Origin of the sequence: Streptomyces sp. NPDC007896, from assembly GCF_042959425.1 — a bacterium.
Classification (GTDB): domain Bacteria; phylum Actinomycetota; class Actinomycetes; order Streptomycetales; family Streptomycetaceae; genus Streptomyces.
The window spans coordinates 293604-313226 of record NZ_JBIBKX010000009.1; the positions used below are offsets into that span (position 1 = coordinate 293604).

16 protein-coding genes and 1 pseudogene are annotated in these 19623 nt (G+C 72.7%); 7 read left to right on the forward strand and 10 right to left on the reverse strand.

Features of this window, described 5'->3' with window-relative positions:
• Positions 1–32 precede the first annotated feature (32 nt).
• Entirely contained in the window at positions 33–854 is an 822-nt protein-coding gene (locus ACFZDJ_RS28895; protein ID WP_391063096.1) for a maleylpyruvate isomerase family mycothiol-dependent enzyme, read from the forward strand.
• A 61-nt stretch (positions 855–915) separates the two neighbouring features.
• Here ACFZDJ_RS28895 and ACFZDJ_RS28900 read toward each other — a convergent pair whose 3' ends face one another.
• Positions 916–1452: a hypothetical protein gene (locus ACFZDJ_RS28900; protein ID WP_390933059.1), complete on the reverse strand. Its 537-nt coding sequence runs from the start codon at positions 1450–1452 to the stop codon at positions 916–918.
• Positions 1453–1712: 260 nt separating this feature from the next.
• Positions 1713–3509, reverse strand: coding sequence for a glycoside hydrolase family 15 protein (locus ACFZDJ_RS28905; protein WP_390933108.1), 1797 nt, complete (start codon positions 3507–3509; stop codon positions 1713–1715).
• Between the two features lie 402 nt (positions 3510–3911).
• Here ACFZDJ_RS28905 and ACFZDJ_RS28910 point away from each other — a divergent pair, with 402 nt between their 5' ends.
• The 3 genes from ACFZDJ_RS28910 (at position 3912) to ACFZDJ_RS28920 (ending at position 5966) form a co-directional block, all read left to right on the forward strand.
• Complete coding sequence (locus ACFZDJ_RS28910; protein WP_391063099.1) at positions 3912–4118, forward strand: hypothetical protein; 207 nt, start codon at positions 3912–3914, stop codon at positions 4116–4118.
• 622 nt (positions 4119–4740) lie between these two features.
• Positions 4741–5217: a hypothetical protein gene (locus tag ACFZDJ_RS28915; protein ID WP_390933060.1), complete on the forward strand. Its 477-nt coding sequence runs from the start codon at positions 4741–4743 to the stop codon at positions 5215–5217.
• Between the two features lie 2 nt (positions 5218–5219).
• Positions 5220–5966: a hypothetical protein gene (locus tag ACFZDJ_RS28920; RefSeq protein ID WP_391063384.1), complete on the forward strand. Its 747-nt coding sequence runs from the start codon at positions 5220–5222 to the stop codon at positions 5964–5966.
• 202 nt (positions 5967–6168) lie between these two features.
• Here the strand turns inward: ACFZDJ_RS28920 and ACFZDJ_RS28925 are convergent, their stop codons facing one another.
• Entirely contained in the window at positions 6169–6399 is a 231-nt protein-coding gene (locus ACFZDJ_RS28925) for a response regulator transcription factor (protein WP_060900198.1), read from the reverse strand.
• Positions 6400–6707: 308 nt separating this feature from the next.
• Between ACFZDJ_RS28925 and ACFZDJ_RS28930 the strand changes: the two genes are divergently transcribed.
• Positions 6708–9266 (forward strand): SpoIIE family protein phosphatase, encoded by a 2559-nt coding sequence (locus tag ACFZDJ_RS28930; protein ID WP_391063102.1) that lies wholly within the window; start codon positions 6708–6710, stop codon positions 9264–9266.
• Positions 9267–9375: 109 nt separating this feature from the next.
• On the opposite strand, the gene ACFZDJ_RS28935 is transcribed toward ACFZDJ_RS28930, so the two are convergent.
• The 4 genes from ACFZDJ_RS28935 to ACFZDJ_RS28950 all read right to left on the reverse strand — a co-directional run bounded on the left by ACFZDJ_RS28935 (position 9376) and on the right by ACFZDJ_RS28950 (position 12899).
• A complete protein-coding gene (locus ACFZDJ_RS28935; protein WP_390933062.1) occupies positions 9376–10611 on the reverse strand; it encodes a SpoIIE family protein phosphatase in 1236 nt (411 codons plus the stop codon).
• Positions 10612–10931: 320 nt separating this feature from the next.
• Entirely contained in the window at positions 10932–11543 is a 612-nt protein-coding gene (locus ACFZDJ_RS28940) for a hypothetical protein (RefSeq protein ID WP_390933063.1), read from the reverse strand.
• Positions 11544–11715: 172 nt separating this feature from the next.
• Positions 11716–12153 (reverse strand): DUF1153 domain-containing protein, encoded by a 438-nt coding sequence (locus tag ACFZDJ_RS28945; RefSeq protein WP_384922385.1) that lies wholly within the window; start codon positions 12151–12153, stop codon positions 11716–11718.
• A 149-nt stretch (positions 12154–12302) separates the two neighbouring features.
• Positions 12303–12899, reverse strand: coding sequence for a hypothetical protein (locus tag ACFZDJ_RS28950; RefSeq protein ID WP_390933065.1), 597 nt, complete (start codon positions 12897–12899; stop codon positions 12303–12305).
• Between the two features lie 602 nt (positions 12900–13501).
• Here ACFZDJ_RS28950 and ACFZDJ_RS28955 point away from each other — a divergent pair.
• On the forward strand, positions 13502–13846 hold the full coding sequence (locus tag ACFZDJ_RS28955) for a hypothetical protein (RefSeq protein ID WP_391063105.1): 345 nt from the start codon (positions 13502–13504) through the stop codon (positions 13844–13846).
• Positions 13847–14571: 725 nt separating this feature from the next.
• Here the strand turns inward: ACFZDJ_RS28955 and ACFZDJ_RS28960 are convergent.
• The 3 genes and pseudogenes from ACFZDJ_RS28960 to ACFZDJ_RS28970 form a co-directional block, all read right to left on the reverse strand.
• Positions 14572–15822: pseudogene (locus ACFZDJ_RS28960) on the reverse strand (DUF6777 domain-containing protein); the annotation flags it as partial.
• A 271-nt stretch (positions 15823–16093) separates the two neighbouring features.
• Positions 16094–17101 (reverse strand): protein kinase, encoded by a 1008-nt coding sequence (locus ACFZDJ_RS28965; RefSeq protein WP_391063108.1) that lies wholly within the window; start codon positions 17099–17101, stop codon positions 16094–16096.
• Positions 17102–17323: 222 nt separating this feature from the next.
• Positions 17324–18688 carry an aminotransferase class V-fold PLP-dependent enzyme gene (locus ACFZDJ_RS28970; RefSeq protein WP_391063112.1) on the reverse strand — a complete coding sequence of 455 codons (1365 nt, stop codon included), beginning with the start codon at positions 18686–18688 and terminating at the stop codon, positions 17324–17326.
• Between the two features lie 334 nt (positions 18689–19022).
• On the opposite strand from ACFZDJ_RS28970, the gene ACFZDJ_RS28975 reads away from it, so the two are divergent.
• Entirely contained in the window at positions 19023–19577 is a 555-nt protein-coding gene (locus tag ACFZDJ_RS28975) for a hypothetical protein (protein WP_391063115.1), read from the forward strand.
• Positions 19578–19623 lie beyond the last annotated feature (46 nt).

A 19623-nucleotide genomic window follows, 5' to 3' on the forward strand; every position in this document is an offset into this window, starting at 1 on the left:
GTGACGGGGACGAGAAGTGAGGATGAGGCGGCGTGGAACCAGTGGCGGGACCGGACGTACGGGGCGCGGTGCCCGAGGGGCTCGGTGCGGCGATACGGGATACGGCCGAGGAGATCGCCGTACTGCTGCGGGCGGGCGCCGGCATGGAACGCCGGGTGCCGCAGTCGCAGTGGAGCGTCGGGGAGGCGGCCGCGCATCTGGCACTGGCCAACGAGCTGATGGCGGACATCGCGGCGGGACGTGCGCGCAGCTACGGGGACGGCACGCCGCAGAGTCTGGCCGCGGCCAACGAGCAGGCGCTCGCCGCGTTCGGTGAGCGCGGGGCCGAGCCGCTGGCCGGGATGATCGTGGAGCAGGCCGGTGCGTGTCTGAGGGCGCTGGAGGAGCGGAGCGCGGAGGGGACGGTGGTCACTCCGCTGGGCCCGATGGGACCGGATGTGCTGGGGTCGTATCTGCTCGCGCACATGCTGGGACACGGTTACGATCTCGCCCGTGCGCTGGGGCGTGCGCACATGATCGACCGGGAGCGGGTGCGGCTGACGCTGCCGTTCTTGATGACGGTGATGCCACGGGTGACCGACACGGCCCACACGGCCGGGCTGAGCGCCTGCTACGCGATCCGCCTGTGGGGCGGCGGCCGGTTCGGTGTGCGGGTGGCCGGGGGTGCGGTGTCGGTCGATGAGCGGCTGCCGGGGCGTGTGGACTGCACCATCCTCATCGAGCCGGTCATGTTTCTCCTGATGGCGCTCGGGCGCCGGGGCCAGTGGGGCGCCCTCGCTCAGGGCCGCATCCTGGTCGGGGGGCGCAAGCCCTGGCTCGCTCCGCGTTTCCCGGCTCTGTTCAAGGCGCCCTGAGCACCACGGGCCGCGGCGGCCGGACGGTGGCCGGCTGCCTGTGGTCGTACGGGCGTGGTGGTCACCTGGGCTCGGGGGCGGTGACGGCCGGGGCGGCGCCGAGGAGGCCGAGGAGGGTCTCGCGGTGGAGGTCCGCGATCGGGCCGAGGAAGTCCGGGTGGCGCAGCAGGGGGGCCGCGCGGTGGTCGCGCGGGCTGGGGATGGTCAGCCGGCGTGCGTCGCCCACGCTGTCGGGGCCGTGGTGGGTGGCGGCCAGGCAGGCGGCGGCCAGGGCGGCGAGGTCGGCGTCGGCCAGCAGGCAGGCCGCCCAGCTGACGACGGTCTCGTCGACCTGGGTGCGCCAGGCGTGGGTGGCGTCCGTCAGCGGGGGTGCGTCGGCGCCGGTGACGAAGTCCAGCCGGCCGGAGCCGCCGGGGCCGAGCAGGTCCAGCAGTTCGGCGTCCAGTGCGGTGGGGTAGCGCAGGGCGGCGGCGATGGTGGCCGCGTGCCCTGCCTGGGCTTCGGCCAGGGCCTGGTTCAGCGGGCCGGCGGCCGGGGGGAAGGCCGACAGCAGCCAGCGTGTGGAGGCGGCGATGACGGGCGAGAGAGCGGTGGGCATGGCGGACCGTCCTGTGCGTGTGCCCGCCTGTCCTGGGTGTTCCGGTGTGGGTGATCCGGTCGCGGGCACTGCGCGCCCGGGCGGGGATGTGCGTGGCGGACAACGGTACGGCGGCCTCCCGCGGAGGCGACAGGAGCTGCGTCACAGCGGGGTGCGGTGGGGCGGCGCGGCCCGGGGGCGGGTGTTGCCGCTCGCGGCGGCCGGGCCGGGCGCGGGGGCAGGCGGCGTCCTGGGCTGCTGGTGCCGGCCGGGCGTGCGTTCTAGCCGAGCGTGCGGTCGAGGTTGAAGGCGGCGCTGATCAGGGCGAGGTGGGTGAAGGCCTGGGGGAAGTTTCCGCGCTGTTCGCCGGTGTGGCCGATCTCCTCCGCGTAGAGGCCGAGGTGGTTGGCGTAGGTGAGCATCTTCTCGAAGGCGAGGCGGGCCTCGTCCAGGCGGCCCGCGCGGGTGAGTGCCTCGACGTACCAGAAGGAGCAGATCGAGAAGGTGCCTTCCTCGCCCTGGAGGCCGTCGGGGCTGGCCTGGGGGTCGTAGCGGTAGACCAGGGAGTCGGACACCAGGTCCTCGCCGAGGGCGTCGAGGGTGGCGAGCCATTTGGGGTCGGTCGGGGCGATGAACTTCGCCAGCGGCATCATCAGCAGGGAGGCGTCGAGGATGTCGCTGTCCTCGTACTGGGTGAAGGCGTGGCGCTCGGCGGACCAGCCGTGGCTCATGATCCGCCGGTAGATCGTGTCGCGGGCGGCGCCCCAGCGGACCATGTCGGCGGGCAGGCCGCGGTGCCGGGCCAGCCGCATGGCACGTTCGATCGCCACCCAGCACATGAGGCGGGAGTAGAGGAACGTCTTGCGGCCGCCGCGGGTCTCCCACACTCCCTCGTCGGGCTGGTCCCAGTGGTCGCACACCCAGTCGACGAGCTCGCTGATGCTGTCCCAGTGGGCGCTGGAGATGGGCTTGCCCCACTTGTCGTAGAGATAGAGGGAGTCGACGAGTGCCCCGTAGATGTCGAGCTGGAGCTGGTCGACGGCGGCGTTGCCGACGCGTACGGGGGCTGAGCCGCGGTAGCCCTCGAGATGGGGCAGTTCGCGTTCGGGCAGGTCACGGCATCCGTCGATGCCGTACATGATCTGCAGGGGGCCGGTGGGTCCAAACGGGCCGTCGGGGGCGCGCTGGACGTGTTCGGTGACGAAGCCCATGAAGGCTTCGGCCTCGTCGGTGAAGCCGAGTCTGAGCATCGCGTACACGCAGAACGCGGCGTCGCGGATCCACACGTAGCGGTAGTCCCAGTTGCGTTCACCGCCGATCTGTTCGGGCAGGCTGGTGGTCGGCGCGGCGACGATGGCGCCGGTGGGGGCGTAGGTGAGGAGTTTCAGGGTGAGGGCGGAGCGGTGGACCATTTCCCGCCAGCGGCCGCGGTAGCGGGACTGGGACAGCCACCGGCGCCAGTAGCGCACGGTCGCGTTGAATTCTCTTTCCGCCTCGGCGACGGCGCAGAAACGGGGTGCCACGTCGCCGCCGATCTTGTCGATGGTGAAGACGGCCGTCTCGCCCTCGTGCAGTTTGAACAGGGACCATACGTCCGGGCCGTCGACCTCGATGGGCACGGTGGAGGTCAGGGCGAGGCGCAGCGAGGCGCAGGCGAAGACCGCCTGGCCGGCCTCGGCGTGCACGGTGTGGGGTGCGGTGCCGTATTCGAAGCGGGGGGCGACGCGGGCGCGGAAGGGGAGTGCTCCGCGCACGCACACCACGCGGCGGATGAGGCGGTGGCGGTCGGCCTCGCGTGAGTCGTCGACGACGGGCATGAAGTCCTGGATCTCGCCGACTCCGTCGTCCGCGAAGAAGCGGGTGATCAGGACGTTGGTGTCGGGGAAGTAGAACTGTTTGGTGCGGGTGGGGACGTCGGGGGCCAGTTCGAAGGATCCGCCCCGTTCGGCGTCGAGGATCGAGGCGAAGACGCTGGGTGCGTCGAAGCGGGGGCAGCAGTACCAGTCGATGGTGCCGTTCGTGCCGACGAGGGCGGCGCTGCGCAGGTCGCCGATCAGGCCGTGCTCGGCGATGGGCAGGTAGCCGGGGGTGCCGGTGCCGCGGGGGCCGGCGGATGTCCGGTCACGGTCCTTCGCTCCGGCCTCAGGAGTCGCTTCAGCCACGTCAGCCTCCTTGGGCTTCGCCCGAGCCGCCCCCTGGTGTCCAGGCTAGGGCCTGTCCGGCGGATCAGGTCGGAGGGAAGTAACGGCGCCTCATAAGCGCAGGTGAGCGGGGTCTGGTGCGTGCAGCTGCAAGGCGGAGGAGGGAGTCGACGCGATGGGGGTCCCCCCTGCTCGAGCGAAGCCGAGAGCTCGGGGGAGTCGGCGACCGACGACAACGCCGCTGGGGGCACCCCCTGCTCGAAGAGCTTGGGGGAGGGCGTGCCAGACCCCGCTCACCTGCGTGATCCGCCGGACAGGCCCTAGCGAGTTGTCGCACCCGTGGGCCTGCGGAGCGGTGGGGGCGGGGGCTGCGGCGGCGCCGGTTCGACCTGGCCGGCCTCCCTGCTGTCCGCCGCCGCCCTGTGCTGCCTCGCCTTCGGCCTGCAGGAGGGCGGGAACTACCGGTGGGGTGCGGGCGGCTGGGCACTGCCCGCCGCCGGGAGCGCGCTGGGCGCCGTCTTCGTGCTGTACCGGCGCCGCCGCTGAGGCCGCGCACCGCCCATCCCCTTCGCGCTGCTGCGCGACCGCCCCCCGCACGCAGGCTCCGCCTCGCGCGGGGCGGTCAGCGGGCGGCGGGCTGGGCGGGCAGGTTGAAGACGTGGCCCGGGGAGACGATCTTCGTGATCGCCTGCGGGCCTGGCGGATCGCGGCGTCCGCGTCCGCCAGGGTCCGCTTCTCCTTCGGCATCATGGACGGCGCGGCCCGGGCGGACAGGCCGTGCGGGCAACCTGCCTGCGGGCACAGTCTTCTGACGGCCGGTCAACTGTGCCGGCCGCATGTCGGCGGCCGGCCCTGCGTCAAGTGAGGAACGAGCGGGACGGGGCCGCGGTCTCCTCCGCCGGGCGGGACGGGACTGCGGTCTCCCGCGCCGGGCGGGACGGGGCCGCAGTCTCCTCCGCCGGGCGGGACGGGCCTGCGGTCTCCCGCGCCGGGCGGGACGGGGCCGCAGTCTCCTGCGCCGGGCGGGACGGGGCCGGCCGTTGGGCCGGGGCCCGTGCAACCGCCCGCCCTCCCTTGATCGTCCCCGCCCCCGGGGAACCGTGACAGGAGGGGATCATGCGGTGCGGGATCACATACGTCTTGAGGACGAGGGCCGGGGGGAGATGACGTGAGTTTCCTGCTCTGTCTGCTGGTCGTCCTGGTCGCGGTCGTCTCCGGTGTGGTGTTCCTGGGCCGGGGACTGGCCTGTGTCTGGAGAGGCGGGCTCGCGCGCTCGCTCCGCGGTCTCGCGTATGTCGTCGCGGCGGGCGCGGCCGTGATGTACGCCTGGGGAATGCTGTACGTCGCGGGAGCGGCGCTGGAGGCGGAGGACGGCGGGGCGGACTCGTCGCCCATCCGGCCGTGCCGCACGGGCGTGCAGGAACGCGACTACTGGATCGACGACTACCACGTCTGGTGGGTGCCGGTCCGGTTCGTGTGCCATCGAAGCGACGGGACCACCTACGACCGGGAGGTCCCCGGATACGTGAACCCGGCGCTGGCCGGCCTCACGGTCAGCGCAGTGGCCCTGGCCGTATACGCCCGGTCCATGTCCGCCCGGTCCGCATCCGCCCGGTCCGTGGACGAGCGCGCGCAAAGGCCGTGAGCATGCTGGTGTTCTACGCCGTGCCGCTGGTCAGTCTCTTCCTGTGCGCGGCCGGATCGGTTGCGTACCTTCTGTGGGCGGCCCTGCGTCGTCCGTCCCGGCAGGTCCGCTGGGCCGTCATCGGCGCGGGTGTGGCGGTGCTCGGATACGCGGGTGCCGTGGCGTACGGGCTGGCCTTCACCGATCCCGTGCAGGTGTGCGGCCAGAAGACCCTCGACAACGACTTCCCGCTGGTGCGCGTGCGCGTGGACGCCTTCCCGCCCGACGTCGCCTGCTACTGGAGCGACTCGGGGGCCTATGGACCGTCGCACCCCACAGTCCTGGGCACGTGGGTCATGTGGGCGGGCACCGGGGTCCTGGCCGTGACACTCTCCGTCATCCTGATCGGGCGGAGGTCGCGGGCCTCGCGCTGGGTGCGGGCCGGTGCGATCTGGTCGCCGTTGGTGGCCGTCATGATCTGGGTGACCGGTGTCGGCCCCGCGATGGAACTCTCACGGACCGAGCTCTACGACGAGTGCCTGCACGCGAAGACAATCCCCCCGGAAACCAAGCTGATCCGGATCGACGTACGGGACATCGAAAGAACCGTCTTTCCGCCCTCCCTCACCTGCACGTACTCCGACAGCGAGGCCGACCTCCTCGTACCCGAGCGGACCGGCCTGCTGGGGTGCGGTGTCGCCTTCGTGGCGTTCGCGGGGACCGCCCTGTCCCAGGCCGCACGAGCGAGCCGGCCCAGGCCGGGCATGTGAAACGTGGCCGGGCATGGCCTTCCGGCACCGGGGCGGCGCCAAAAACGGCGCCGGCGTGCCGCTGCTGGCGCCGGCGTGCCGCTGCTGACGGGGCCGGGCCGAGGGGAGTTCGGCCCGGGCCGGTGAGCAGCGGCGGTGCGGCGCGGCGGTCACATCGCGGTCGCGGGGAGCGTGGTGGTCACGGCCTCGGGGTGTGTGGTGGTCACAGGCCCAGGGAGATGGCCAGCCGGGTGAGTTCGGCGGTGCTGTTGATGTTGAGCTTGGCCCGGATACGGCGGAGGTAGGCGTCGACGGTGTGCTTGGAGAGCCCCATGTGGCGGGCCGTCTGGAGGTAGGTGCGCCCTGCGGCGATATGCCGCAGCGTCTCCTGCTCGCGGGGGGCCAGCGCGGGGACGGGGGCTTCGGCATGCGGCGTGGCGAGTGTGAGGCTCATGGGATTTCCTCCGACGTGTCGGCTCGGTCGTCGCTGCTCACACCCTTGAAAGCAGGGGACATATGACCGAATAAGGCTTTTTGTCCGCTTTACATAAAGCGTGGCCGGGGGACTTCATGACGGTGTCCGCCGACTGTCACAGGCCTGTCACAGGCAATCCCCGCGGGTTTGCAGAGGCGCGCTCACGGACGAGGCGGCGGGCCGCGCCCGCGGTGACGGCGCCGGGTTGGTGCTCCGTGCCCCCCGGGATCATGCTTGTCAGGAGAGCCCCCGGCCGTGCAGGTTCCCGAAGGGCGAGATGAGCGGCGATGGAGCGACTTCCCACCCATCCTGGTGAGCGGCCACACGAGTCGGACGCCTCCCCCGGTCCGGCCCGCACGGCCCCTCCCACTCCCCCTCCCACGGCCACCGCCGCCGTCGACGCGCGGGGCATCGTGACGAAGTGGAGCGAAGGTGCCCGGCAACTGCTCGGCTACCCGCCTTCGGAGGTCGTGGGACAGCCCGCCGCCCGTCTGCTCGCCGACGACGCCGGCGCGGCGGCGCTGCGGGACGCGGCCGGACAGGAGCGGTGGAGCGGCACCGTGGCGCTGCGGCACCGCGACGGCCGCCGGCTGCGGCGGGAACTGCTGGCGCACCGCCGTACGGCGGACGGCCCCGTCACCGAGTGGCTCGTGGTGTCCGCCGTGACCGGCGCACCCGAAGGAGAAACGCCTGCCGGCACGCCCGGAGGAGCAGCAGCCGGGGGCGCGACGTCCGGAAGCGAAGCGCCCGGAAGCGAGTCGTCCGGAGGCGAGTCGTCCGGGAGCGGGACGCCCGGGAGCGGTCTGCTGGGGGAATGGGCGTTTCGCCAGTCGCCCTGTGTCCTGGCCGTCTTCGACGCGGACCTGCGGCTGGTGCGGGCCAACGCCGGTATGGAGCAGGTGCTGTGCCTCACCGAGGACCAGATGCGCGGGCTGCGCCTGCCGGAGATCGTGCCGCATCCGGTGAGCGACGAGGCCGAGGCGAAGATGCGCCGGGTGCTGGAGGGCGGCGGCCCGCAGCACCTGCGGGCGGGCGCCGGCCCCGCGGGCACCGGGGCGGAAGACGGCTGGTCGACCTCCCTCGTTCCGCTGAAGGACCCCGCCGGCCGGGTGCGCGCGGTGTGCCTGGCGGCGCACCAGCGGCTCCAGGAGCATCTCGCCCGGCAGCGGATGCTCCTGCTGAGCGAGGCCTCGGCCCGCATCGGCACCACCGCGGACAGCGGGCGCACCGCGCAGGAACTGGCCGACATCGCCGTCCCCCGGCTCGCGGACTTCGCCGCCGTCGATCTGCTGGACGCACCCCGGCACGGCGGCGAGCCCTCCCCCGCCGCCCCGGCCGGACCCCTCGCCATGACCCGCACCGCGGTGCGCTCGGTCCCCGAGGACGGCCCCCCCGCCGCAGCGGACACAAAGACCCGCTACCCGGCCCTGTCACCGGTGGCCCGGTGCCTGGCCCAGGGCCACGGCGCCCTGTACGACGCGGCCGAACCCGACCTCGTGCGGTGGGCGCGACAGGACCCGGAGGCCGCCCGGCTCCTCGGGAGCGGAACGCACTCGGTGCTGGTGGTGCCGATGCGGGCCCACGGCGCCACGCTCGGCGTGGCCCTCTTCGGCCGGCACCGGCGCGCGGAGCCCTTCGAGGCGGACGACCTGTGGCTGGCCGAGGAACTCACCGCCAAGGCGGCCGTCAGCATCCACACCACCCGCCGCGACAGCCGGGAGCACACCAGCACCATGACCCTGCAGCGCAGCCTGCTCCCGCAGACGCTGCCCGACCAGGGAGCCCTGGACATCGCCACCCGCTATCTGCCCGCCGGCACCCGGGCCGGCGTGGGCGGCGACTGGTTCGACGTCATCCCGCTGTCCGGTGCGCGGGTGGCCCTCGTCGTGGGCGACGTGGTCGGCCACGGCATCCGTGCCTCCGCCACCATGGGCCGGCTGCGCACCGCGGTGCGCACCCTGGCCGACGTCGACCTGCCGCCCGACGAACTGCTCACCCACCTCGACGACCTCGTCCTGCACCTGTCCGCCGACGAGGGCGGCACGGACGGCGCCGCCGAGAGTGCCGGGGGCATCGGCACCACCTGTCTGTACGCGGTCTACGACCCGGTCTCGCGCCGCTGCGCCCTCGCCCGGGCCGGCCACCCGCCGCCCGCCGCGGTCACCCCGGACGGCGCCGTCCGCTTCCTCGACGTCCCGGCCGGCCCGCCGCTGGGCCTGGGCGGCCTGCCGTTCGAGACCTTCGAGACCGAACTGCCCGAGGGCAGCCTCCTGGCCCTCTACACCGACGGTCTGCTCGCCGCCCGCGACCACGACATCGACGAGGCGCTGGACAAGATGTTCGCCGCCCTCGCCCGCCCCGCGAAGACCCTCGACACGGTCTGCGACAGGGTCCTCACCGCCATGCTGACCCACCGTCCCGACGACGACATCGCCCTGCTCGTCGCCCGCACCCGGGTCCTGCACGCCGACCGGGTCGCCGCCTGGGACCTGGCCTCCGACCCGGCCGTCGTCGCCCGGGCACGCAAACACGCCACCGAGCAGCTGACCGCCTGGGGGCTGGACGACGCCGCCTTCATCACCGAACTGACGGTCAGTGAACTGGTCACCAACGCCATCCGCTACGGCCGGCCGCCCATCCAGCTGCGGCTGATCCACGAGGACTCCACGCTGACCTGCGAGGTCTTCGACTCCAGCAGCACCGCCCCGCACATGCGGCGCGCCCGGACCTTCGACGAGGGCGGGCGGGGCCTGCTGCTGGTCGGCCAGCTCGCCCGGCGCTGGGGCACCCGGCACGCCCTCACCGGCAAGACCGTCTGGGCCGAGCAGTCCCTCTCCCCCGGCTGACCGCCACCCGCACGGGGCCGCGGCCGCCAAGGCCTGTCCGGCGGACCAGGTCGCAGGAAACGGGCAGGACCTCATCCCCGCGTCTACGGCATGATCCGCCGGACAGGCCCTAGAGGCGCACGACGACCAGGGCGACGTCGTCGCGTCCGCCGCTGCTGACACCGAGGCGGGCGAGCAGCATGTCGGCCAGGCGTTCGGGAGCAAGACGGGTGTGGCGGGTGAGGGTGTCGGTGAGCCGGCGCAGACCGACGTCGATGTCCTCCCCCCGGCGTTCGATGAGCCCGTCGGTGTAGAGCACGAGGGTGTCTCCCGGGGTGTAGGGCAGCTCGGCCTGGGGGCGGGGCACGTGGCGGGGGCGGGCGCCCAGTGGGGGGTCGGTGGCCTGGTCGAGCAGGTCGAAGGAGCCGCCAGGGTGCACCAGGACGGGCGGGAGATGGCCCGCGCTGCTGTAGCGGATGCGGTGGCCCTGGTCGTCGATGACGGCCTTGACCACGGTGGTGGCCAGCGCCCCTTCCACCGAGCGGGCATACAGGCCCAGCACCTCCAGCGCTCTGGCCGGCTCGTGCAGGGCGCGGACCGCCGCGGACAGGGCGCTGCGGAGCATGCCCATCGCTGCGGCGGCCTCCAGGCCGTGCCCGACGACGTCACCGACGGCCACGGCGAAGCCGCCGGGCAGATCGACCACGTCGTACCAGTCGCCGCACACGTTCAGGGACCCGGCGGCGGGCATGTAGCGCACCGCGATGTCCTGGTGGCCCGCCAGGTCGGGCGACTGCAGCATGGCCTCCTGCAGGGTGACGGCGATCTGGCGTTCCCGGGCGTGTGCCTTGCGCAGTTCCTCGTTCAGCTGCTGCAGTTCGCGCGCCCGCGCATACAGCTCGGCCTCCATCGCCTCCCGCTCGCCCAGCACGCTGATTCTCTGCGCGCGCCGGGGGCGGGACAGGACGAACTCGGTCACGTCCTCCACCCGGTGGATGATCCACTCCACCTGTCCGTCCGGCCCGAGCACCGGGGTGTTGATCGGCGACCACCAGCGCTCCTCGAACTCGCCCGGACGGCCGGCGACGGGGATGTCGTACTTCTGCACCGCCATGGTGTCCGGTTCCTTCGAACGCAGCACCCAGTGCAGGGAGGCGCTCAGATTCCGCACCCCGTCGGCGCCCGGGTCCGCGGGATTGTCGGGGAAGGCGTCGAACAGGTACCGCCCGACCAGTTCCGTCCGGGGGCGGCCGGTCGCCAGGAGGTAGGCCCGGTTGACGTCCACGATCACCAGGTCGCGGCCCAGCACCAGGTACGGGCTGGGGGTGGCGGCGAACAGCGCCCGGTAGTCGATCCGCTCCCTCACCACACGCGCTCCCTACCGCCCCGACGTCACGGTCCTCACCCCTCCCATGAACCCACTCGACCACGACACGGGGCCGCCCGCGCTGCGGGAACTCCCGGCCCGGACCGCCTCGTCCTCGGCACGGGCTTCCCCTACGAGGACGGGGAGGTCCTCCTGCGGGCCGTGGACCACATCGCCGACTCGGGGCTCACCCCGGAGGAAGCCACGATGATCCTCGACACCAACGCGGCGAACCTGCTCGGCCTGTCCGCGCCCTGACCCCGCGGGCGCCACCACTCCCACCGCACCGCGGGCCGGCCCCCTGCGGGGGCGGGCAGGCGTCAGCCGGCGCCGCCGGTGCCGCCGCGGCCGCCCATGCCGCCGCTCTCGCAGCCGAGCCCGAGGCAGATCCCGCCGGTGCCGCCCTTGCCGCCGCGGCCGCCGTCGCCGGTGCCCACCGCGGCTCCGCCCGTGCCGCCGGTGCCGCCGTTGGCGCTGCCGCCGCAGATCCCGGCGCAGATCCCGCCCTGGCCGCCGATGCCGCCCTCGCGGCCCGGCGCGCCGGTCGTGCCGGTGCCGCCGTTGGCGCTGCCGTTGCACAGCCCGGCGCAGATGCCGCCCTGGCCGCCATTGCTCCCGTTGACGGTCCCGTTGCAGTTGCCCGCACACACCCGGTCGCCGATCCGCACGCTGCCGTCGCCCACCTTGATGGTGCCGAACTGACCACTGCCGAACTGACCACTGGCGAACTGGCCACTGGCGCCCGGCCGGCTGCCGCCGCCCGGCTGGGCGCCGTCGGCGGGGAGCTGCCGGGCGGCGGCCACCACGGCCGTATGGCTCTGCGGCACCGGCGCGGCCATCGCGGCCGGCGCCAGCGCGCCGGCCGCCACACCGGCGGTCAGGGCGGTCGAGACCGTGAGACCGAGACGGACCTTCCAAGAACGCATACGCATGAAATTCCTCTTCCCAAAGAATTATTTTCCGTACCGCGGTTTCCGCTGTATCGAATAAACCCGGTCAAGGGCCTCGGCGTCACGGCCCGGGAATTCGGGGCTTGACAGGAACGCCCCGGCCCGCACCGGGCCGGGGCGTCGAAGGAAGTTCCTCAGGAGCCGAAGAGGGAATTCACAGACCCATCAGCGCGGCCCAGTCCCCGTCACGGAACTGCTTGTCCCAGGTGTCGAACTCCTTCTCGGAGATCTTGTACTTCTTGGCGACGTCGGCCTTCTTCGCCTGCCCGGACTCCACGGTCAGCACGATCCGTATCTTGTCCATGCCCGTGAGCTCCGACTTGGGCTTGTCAGGCAGGTCGTCGAACTTGAAGCAGCCGAACTGGCCGGGCTTGCCGGGCTCCCCCGGCTGACCGGGCTCACCGCCCTTGCCGCCTTCCCCGCCCTTCCCGCCTTCCCCGCCATGGCCGCAGTGGGACGGGTCGGCCGGGGCCATCTGGCTGGCGCCTGTGGTGACACCCGGCGCCGCCTGGGCTGCGCACGCGGTGCCGGTGGCGAGGGCCACCGAGGCCACCGCCAGGACGAGCGGACGCTGCCAGCGAGTTCTGGACATGGGGGTTCTCCGTTTTCCTTGAGCGAGGTTGTGGTTCTGCGGGCGCAGCGCCGGCCGTCCGGCTCCGCGTCCTGGTCAATGGGGGTGCGGGGGGTGAGGGGTCCGGGGGCGGAGGCCGTGCGGGCCTCCGCCCCACCAGGGCGAATCGGTCAGAAGATGCTGCCGCCGCCGGCGCCACCGCCGCCGCCCAGGCCGCCGAAGAGGACGCCGAGCCCGCCCGCGCCGCCCTTGCCTCCGTTGCCGCCCTGGAAGACACCGAAGCCACCGTTGCCGCCCTTGCCTCCGTTGCCGCCCTTGAGGATGCCGTCGCCGCCGGAGCCGCCGGAGCCGGCGCCGCCGCCGAACAGGCCGGTGCCGCCGTCGCCGCCCCTGCCTCCGTTGCCGCCGATGACACCGTCGCCGCCGCCACCACCGCCGCCGCCACCGCCGCCGGACAGGATGCCGTCGCCTCCGTTGCCGCCCTTGCCTCCGTCACCGCCGACGCCCAGGACGCTGCCGCCGCCGGAGCCGCCGGAGCCCCCGCCACCGCCGACGAAGCCGCCGCCTCCGGCACCGCCGTCACCGCCGGCACCGCCGCCGTGGACGAAGCTCACGACATGCGCGGCGGGCATCGGGGCGGCCATCGCGGCGGACGCCGGAAGGACGATGCCCCCGGTGATCACCGCGGCCGAGGCGGCGAGTGTCGCGAAGCGGAAGCCCCGGCGCTTGGAACGGACATCGCTGTGGGTGTGAAAAATACGGTTCATAGATTTTCTCCTACCGATTCAGGGGACTCTTCTGCCTTCCCCAGAAATTCGGGACGACAGCCGACGGACCGTTTTACCGGGACCGCCACACCGGGACAATTCGCGGTTTCGGTGAAAGAGAAAACCCTCTGGCGAAGATTTCCGTCCTACCGTCCTGCCTCATTCATTTTCCGGATTTCCTTTCCGGTGAGGCCCGCACTTCAAGTAGGCCCCACGGGCACCGCGCGGTCACGTTCCGAGGAGTCGTGACTTGACCCAGCGGAACGATTCGGGTAAAGCGCGTAAAAAGGATGCCGCACGGTGGTCCTGGGAGGACACCGTGCGGAGAGGGATGAGCTGGCGATTCGGACCGGTCGAAGCAGTCTGGTTGTCACCAACAAGGCTTCGACTTGTCACATGCGCTCATGTGACAAGAGTGCGCAAGGACGGACCTAGGACGGACCTAGGACGGATCCAGGACAGCAGCTCCTAGCCTCGATCTTGCACAACGACCGTAACGAGCCGTCATGCACTGGAGCGCGTCACGGGGGCTCGCACGCCTCTCGGCGGCACTGCTCGCATGGGAGACAACTCACCAAGCACGCATCCTCAGGGGGAACTACATGAATCTCGCCCGAAAGCTGGCAGCCGGAGCCATCGCGGCCGGCCTCACCACCGCTGGCGTCCTCGCTGCGACCCCGGCCAGCGCCACGGTCGTGAACTCCACGTGCAACCTGTCGTCCGTCGTCAACGTCTCTTACGGCTCGGGCGGCCACTACTGCTACGTCTGGGACGGTGGGAGCGCCAACCAAGGCTGGATGAACATCACGAATTCCCATCAGGTGTGCTCGAACAGCTATACGGGATACGTGCGGGACGCCTCGGGACGCCATTGGGACTTCTACCGAGGCGCGTGCACAAACACTTACGGGGCGAATCTGACCTTGATCGTCTTCACCGGCAACTGAGTTGAACGGTCCCGGTGCCCGTGGCCACATTACTGAGAAGCTGACGCCGAATTGACAGGGCGTCACATAGGCGCGCGTTCGACGGATCGCGGTCCGCCGGGTGCGCGCCTTTCGCTTGCACTCGGGGTTTGTATGCGCGCAGGATCGCCCGGGACGGCGTATGTGCACCAGCGCTGTTAGGACCCCTCGGGGCCGGGCGGTTGCTGCTGTTGCTGCTGTTGCTGTTGCTGTTGCTGCTGTCCTGTGTCGGCGGGCGGGGGTCCGGAATTCTGGGGCGCCGTGTTCTGGGGCGCGGAGGACAGGGGCGGAGGCGCGGAGGTCTGGGGCGCGGACGTCTTTGGCTCGGGCTTCGAGGAGGGCGGCTCGGAGGACGGGGCCTGCGGCTTCGAGGACTTCTCGGACGACGGCGGCGGCGGTGACGAGGGCTGGGAGGAGCCCGGTGAGGACGGCCCGGACGATGGAGAGGACGGCTTGCCCGACTCCGACGAGGACTTGTCCTTCGACGGTGACGACTCCTTGCCGGACTTCGACGACTCGGAGGACTTGGAGGGCTTGCCCGACTCGGACGACTTCGACGGCTTACCCGACTCCGACGACTTCGACGGCTTACCCGACTCCGAGGACTTGCCCGACTCCGACGGCTTGGACGGCTTACCCGACTCCGAGGACTTCGAGGGCTTGCCCGACTCCGAGGACTTCGAGGGCTTACCCGACTCCGAGGACTTCGAGGGCTTGCCCGACTCCGAGGGCTTGCCCGACTCCGACGACTTCGACGACTTGCCTGACTCGGAGGGCTTACCCGACTCCGACGGCTTGGACGGCTTACCCGACTCCGAGGACTTGCCCGACTCCGACGACTTGGACGGCTTACCCGACTCCGACGACTTCGACGGCTTACCCGACTCCGACGACTTCGAGGGCTTGCCCGGTCCCTGCGAGGTGTTGCCGTTCGAGGGTGTCTGTTCCCTGCCCGGCGTGGACGGCTTCGGTGACGGCGGGGGCGGGGGCGGAGCCGTCTTCGTGTCGTGCTCGCCGCGGTGGTCGCCCTGGTCCCGGGTGAACCATTCGCCCTTCTTCCGGCCCGCCACGACGAACTTCTTCACCGGGCGGGGCGCCGGCGCGACGACGACCACGTGCGAGGGCCGGTAGCCGGACCACGACTGGCCCACCGGCCTGGGGTCGGCACTCTGCTGCGCGGCCGGCGGTGTCAGCGGGTTCCCGCAGGCGCAGCGCACCCGCGGTACCCCGCGGTCGTCGACCAGGACGGCGGTGCCCGCCTGCAGCACGGCCTGATAGGTGGTGGCGGAACCGTTGCGGTAGCCGTGGTTGGTGACCCGGGTGTCCGCCCGGAGCTGTACGGGGGTGAGGGTGCGCAGATAGCCGGGGACGGCGGAGGGCTGGATGCCCAGCACCGAGGCGAAGGCCGTGTTCTTCGACGGGTCCGCCTTGAGGGCGGTGATCTGCTTCTCCACGTCGCAGCTGGCGACGTTGCGTGTCCCACCGTAGAGGCCGGGGGCGTCGCCGTTCACGCTCTGTGCCGCGTTGCCCGTGCCCGTGGAGGGCAGCGAGGGTGTCGCCGTCGGCGCGGCGCCCTCCTTCGCGGTCGACTCCGTGAACGGGTCCGCGCCCGTGCTCCCGGCGGACTGCAGGAAGACCTCGCCCCGCTGCTGGTTCGAGGTGCCGTCGGAACGGGTGAACACGAGGATCAGGGCCACCGCCGCCACGATGGCGGTGGCGACCACGGCCACCCGGGGCGCGGACTTCCACCACGGGTGGTGCGGGCCCTCGCCGCCGCCCGGGCCCCCGCCGCCGGGTCCGCCGGGCGGTCCGGGCGGTGGTCCCTGCCGCCCGCCGCCGGGTCGGGTTTCAGCGTCCGAGGGTGCGGGCCGGTCCGGCTGGGAAGGCCCCGCCAGCGGCCCCGACGGAGGACCTTTGGGGCGTTCGGACGACGGGGACGACGACGGTTCGATGCTCACGAGCTCCACTCCCGGCATCGGGGCCTGCGGCACACAGGCCAGCGGCACAGCCTCAGGAAACCCGCAACACAACCTCCTGCCGTCCGGCCCCGCGCCCGCCCCCTCGCCCTCCGCCCGTCGGTTCCTCTTCACACCATTGTGTGCGGCCGTCCCGCACACCTCGCAAGCCGACGGCCCCGCGCCCCGGCAGGAGCGGGCAGGGCCGGGCGGGGCGGGCGGCGTACGGCCGGACGGGCGTACGGCGTGCACCGACCGGGTGTACGGCCTGCGGCTATCCGGGGGTACGGCCGAAGACCGGCCGGGCCCAGCGCGGCGGATCCGGCACCGGATCGAGTGCCTGCGCGGCTTCGGCCACCGCGGGGACCACCTGGGTCGGCGCGTGCACGTCCTTGCCGACAGCGGCAGCGGCGCCTGCGCCGCTCGCGGCGGCCCGCAGTGCCGCCACGAACTCCAGGCAGGAGTCGTAACGGTCCTCGGGGGCCTTCGCCAGGGCCTTGGCCAGTACGCCGTCCAGCGCCGGCGGGATGCCCGGCCGTTGCTCGCTCACGGGCGGCGGCTGGTCGTACTGGTGCGCCCACAGCAGCGCCATGTCGTCGTCCCGCTGGAAGGGCGGGCCGCCCGCGAGGGTTTCGTAGACGACGCAGGCGAAGCCGTACAGGTCGCACCGGCCGTCCACCGGGCGGCCCGAGATCTGCTCCGGGGCCACGTAGTCGAGCGTGCCGACGAACTCGCCGACGGTCGTGAACCCGGTCAGCGACAGCGACTTCTTCGTCAGCCCGAAGTCCGTGAGGTAGACGTACTCGGGGTGATCGCTGTCCGTGCCCCGGGCCACCAGGATGTTGCCGGGCTTGACGTCCCGGTGCACCAGATCGTGTTCATGGGCGGCGTCCAGCGCCGACGCCACCTGCCCGGCGATCCGCAGCGCGGTCGCCACCGGCAGCGGACCGTCCCGGTCGAGCAGGGCCCGCAGATCCAGCCCCGAGACGTACCGCATGGCGATGTACAGGACACCGTCCGTCTCACCGGCCTCGAAGACCGGCACGATGTGCGGGTGGTCGATCGCGGCGGCCACCAGCGACTCGTGCGTGAAGCGGCGCCGGAAGGTGTCGTTGCGGGCCAGTTCCGGGGCGAGCAGTTTCAGCGCGACCGTACGGTCCAGACGCAGGTCCTTGGCGCAGTACACGACGGCCATGCCCCCGCGGCCGATCTCGCGCTCCACCCGGTAGCCCGCGATCTGCGCCCCGATCAGGCCCGAGGCCCGGCCGGAGTACAGCTCCATTCCCCCCGACGCCGCGCCCATCACGCACCGCCGCCGGAACCGACTCCCGGAGCGGGTCCCGGCGCAGCCGTGTGGACGGGCCGCTCACCCATGCCCGAATTCTATCCAGCGCTTTCTCCGGGCGCTTGATCACGGCCGGTCCGCAGGCGGGCGTCCCGGACATGCCCTTCGGATTCGGGGTCGGGGTCGGGGTCGGGTTCGGGGTCGGGGTCAGGGTCGGGGTCAGGGCGTGGGGCACAGGGTCAGGTGGCGGCGGGCGGGCGGCCGGGGCCGGGGCCCCGCGGGCGGGACCGGGGCCGGGGCAGAGGCGAGGGCCGGGGCGGGGGCGGGAGGGAGGGTGCGGGCGGGGCGGGGGCGTTGCGCACCGGCGGTCTCCTCGCGGACGGCTTCCCGCAGGGCCCGGCCGAAGCGGGCGATGTCCTGGGGGGTGGTGTCGGGGCCGAGGGACGCGCGCAGGGTGGTGGCGGCGCCGGAGCGTGGCAGGTGGAGCGGGGTTTCCTGCGCGACCGTCTTCCACAGGACGACACCGCGGGCCGCCAGCCGGCGGCGGACGAGCGCGGCGGGCAGGTCGCGGTGGCGGAAGGCGAGGATGGCGGACTGGACCCGGCCGGGGGCGATCAGTTCGGTGCCGGGGCACTCCTCGACGGCGGCGCGCAGGGCGGGCAGGAGCCCCTGCCCGGCCAGGCCGGCGGCCCCGTCGGTGGTGGCCGTGGCGGTGGTGGCCGTGGCGGTGGCGGTGGCGGCAGTGTGGTGGGCCAGGGCGGCGTTCAGGCCCGCGACGGCCGCGTTCGGCGGCAGGGGGCGGCGGGCGGCGGCGTCCTCGAACGCGGCACGCAGCCGGGGCGCCAGGAAGGCGAACCCGACGTCGTAGGGGCCGCGCAGGAACCGCCAGCCGTCCCCCGTCAGCAGCTGGCAGCCGATGCGGCCGGCATCCACGGGGAGCTGGCCGACGGAGTAGGAGGCGTCGACGGCGTACACGCACCGGTACGGGGCGAGGATCTGCCCGATCTCCTCGACCGGGTTGACGATTCCGCAGCCGGAGGGGACGTGGACGACCGAGACGAGGGCGACGTCGTCGTCGATGTGCCGGGCCATCCACTCCAGGTCCAGGTCCCCGTCCTCGCGCAGCGGGACGACCTCCACCGTGCAGCGGGTGCGGTCGCGCAGGGCGTAGAGGGTGGTCAGGCGGGCGGCGCTCTCGTAGGGGGTCGTCCAGACGCGCTCGCCGCGGCCGGGGGCGAGGCGGGAGACCAGATCGTCGAAGGCGCCGGCGGCGTCCGTGACGACGGCGGTGTCGGCGGCCGGGACGCCGAGCAGAGCGCCGAGGCGCTCGTGGACCTCGGTGCGCAGGACGTCCTCGAGGTCCTCCTCGAGCTCGTGCGGGCCGTAGCGGTCCTCGCGGCTCGCGCAGTCGGCGACGAGTGCGCGGACGGCGGCGGGCATGGTGCCCCAGCCCGCCGTGTCCAGGTGGACCGTTCGGCCCTCCTGGTCCGCGGGCTCCGTGCGGTCCGTGCGGTCCGTGTCGTACGCGTGGTCCGTGCCGTACGTGTGGTCCCTGTGGTCCGTGGATGACGGCGTCGCGTTCATTTCCGGGGCCTCCCCCCGCTGTCGCCAAATATTGCCAACTTGCTTGGCAATACATTGCCTAGCGTGAGGCCGTGATGGCAACGGGGGCTCCGGCGGCGCTCTAGCGGAGGGGCCGCGAAAGTGCTGTTCAACCCCCTCGGGTTCAGCTCCGCACAACCCCAGGAGCGGGGTGTTTGACAAACTTTGCCAGGCATCTGCGCAGGCAGTAGGGCATCTCTCGCCGGTCTCCAGCCCATCTCCAGCGAATACCGAGCAGGTCCCGAGGTAGCGTTGCCAAGCTTCTTGGCAAGAAGTTACCAACGCAGATTCGCTTCATTGCCACAGAGGAGCTGTCATGAAGAACCTCGTCGCCCGCCTCGCCGCCACCGCCGCCACCGCCGCCGTCGCCTCCGCCGTGCTCACCGCCGGCGGCATCAGCACCGCCGCGGACGGCATCGGCTGGCCCAAGACGGCGAGCACCACGACCGCCTCCTCCTCCATCGGCTGGCCGAGCACGGCCGGCACCGTCTCCGCCGCCTCCGCGGAGGGCAACATCGGCTGGCCGAAGGCCACCACCGTCTCCGTCTCCGCCACCGACGACATCGGGTGGCCGAAGGCCACCACCGCCTCCGCGGAGGGCGACATCGGCTGGCCCAAGGCCACCGCCACCACCGTCTCCGCCACCGACGACATCGGCTGGCCGAAGGCCACCACCGCCTCCGCGAACGGCGACATCGGCTGGCCCAAGGCCACCGCCACCACCGTCTCCGCCACCGACGACATCGGCTGGCCGAAGGCCACCACCGCCTCCGCGGAGGGCAACATCGGCTGGCCCAAGGCCACCGCCACCACCGTCTCCGCCACGGACGACATCGGCTGGCCGGTCGCGGGCGGCAGCGCGGCCGTCTGAGGATGCCGCCCGCCCTCGCGCGGCCGTCCCGTCCCACGCGTCCGCG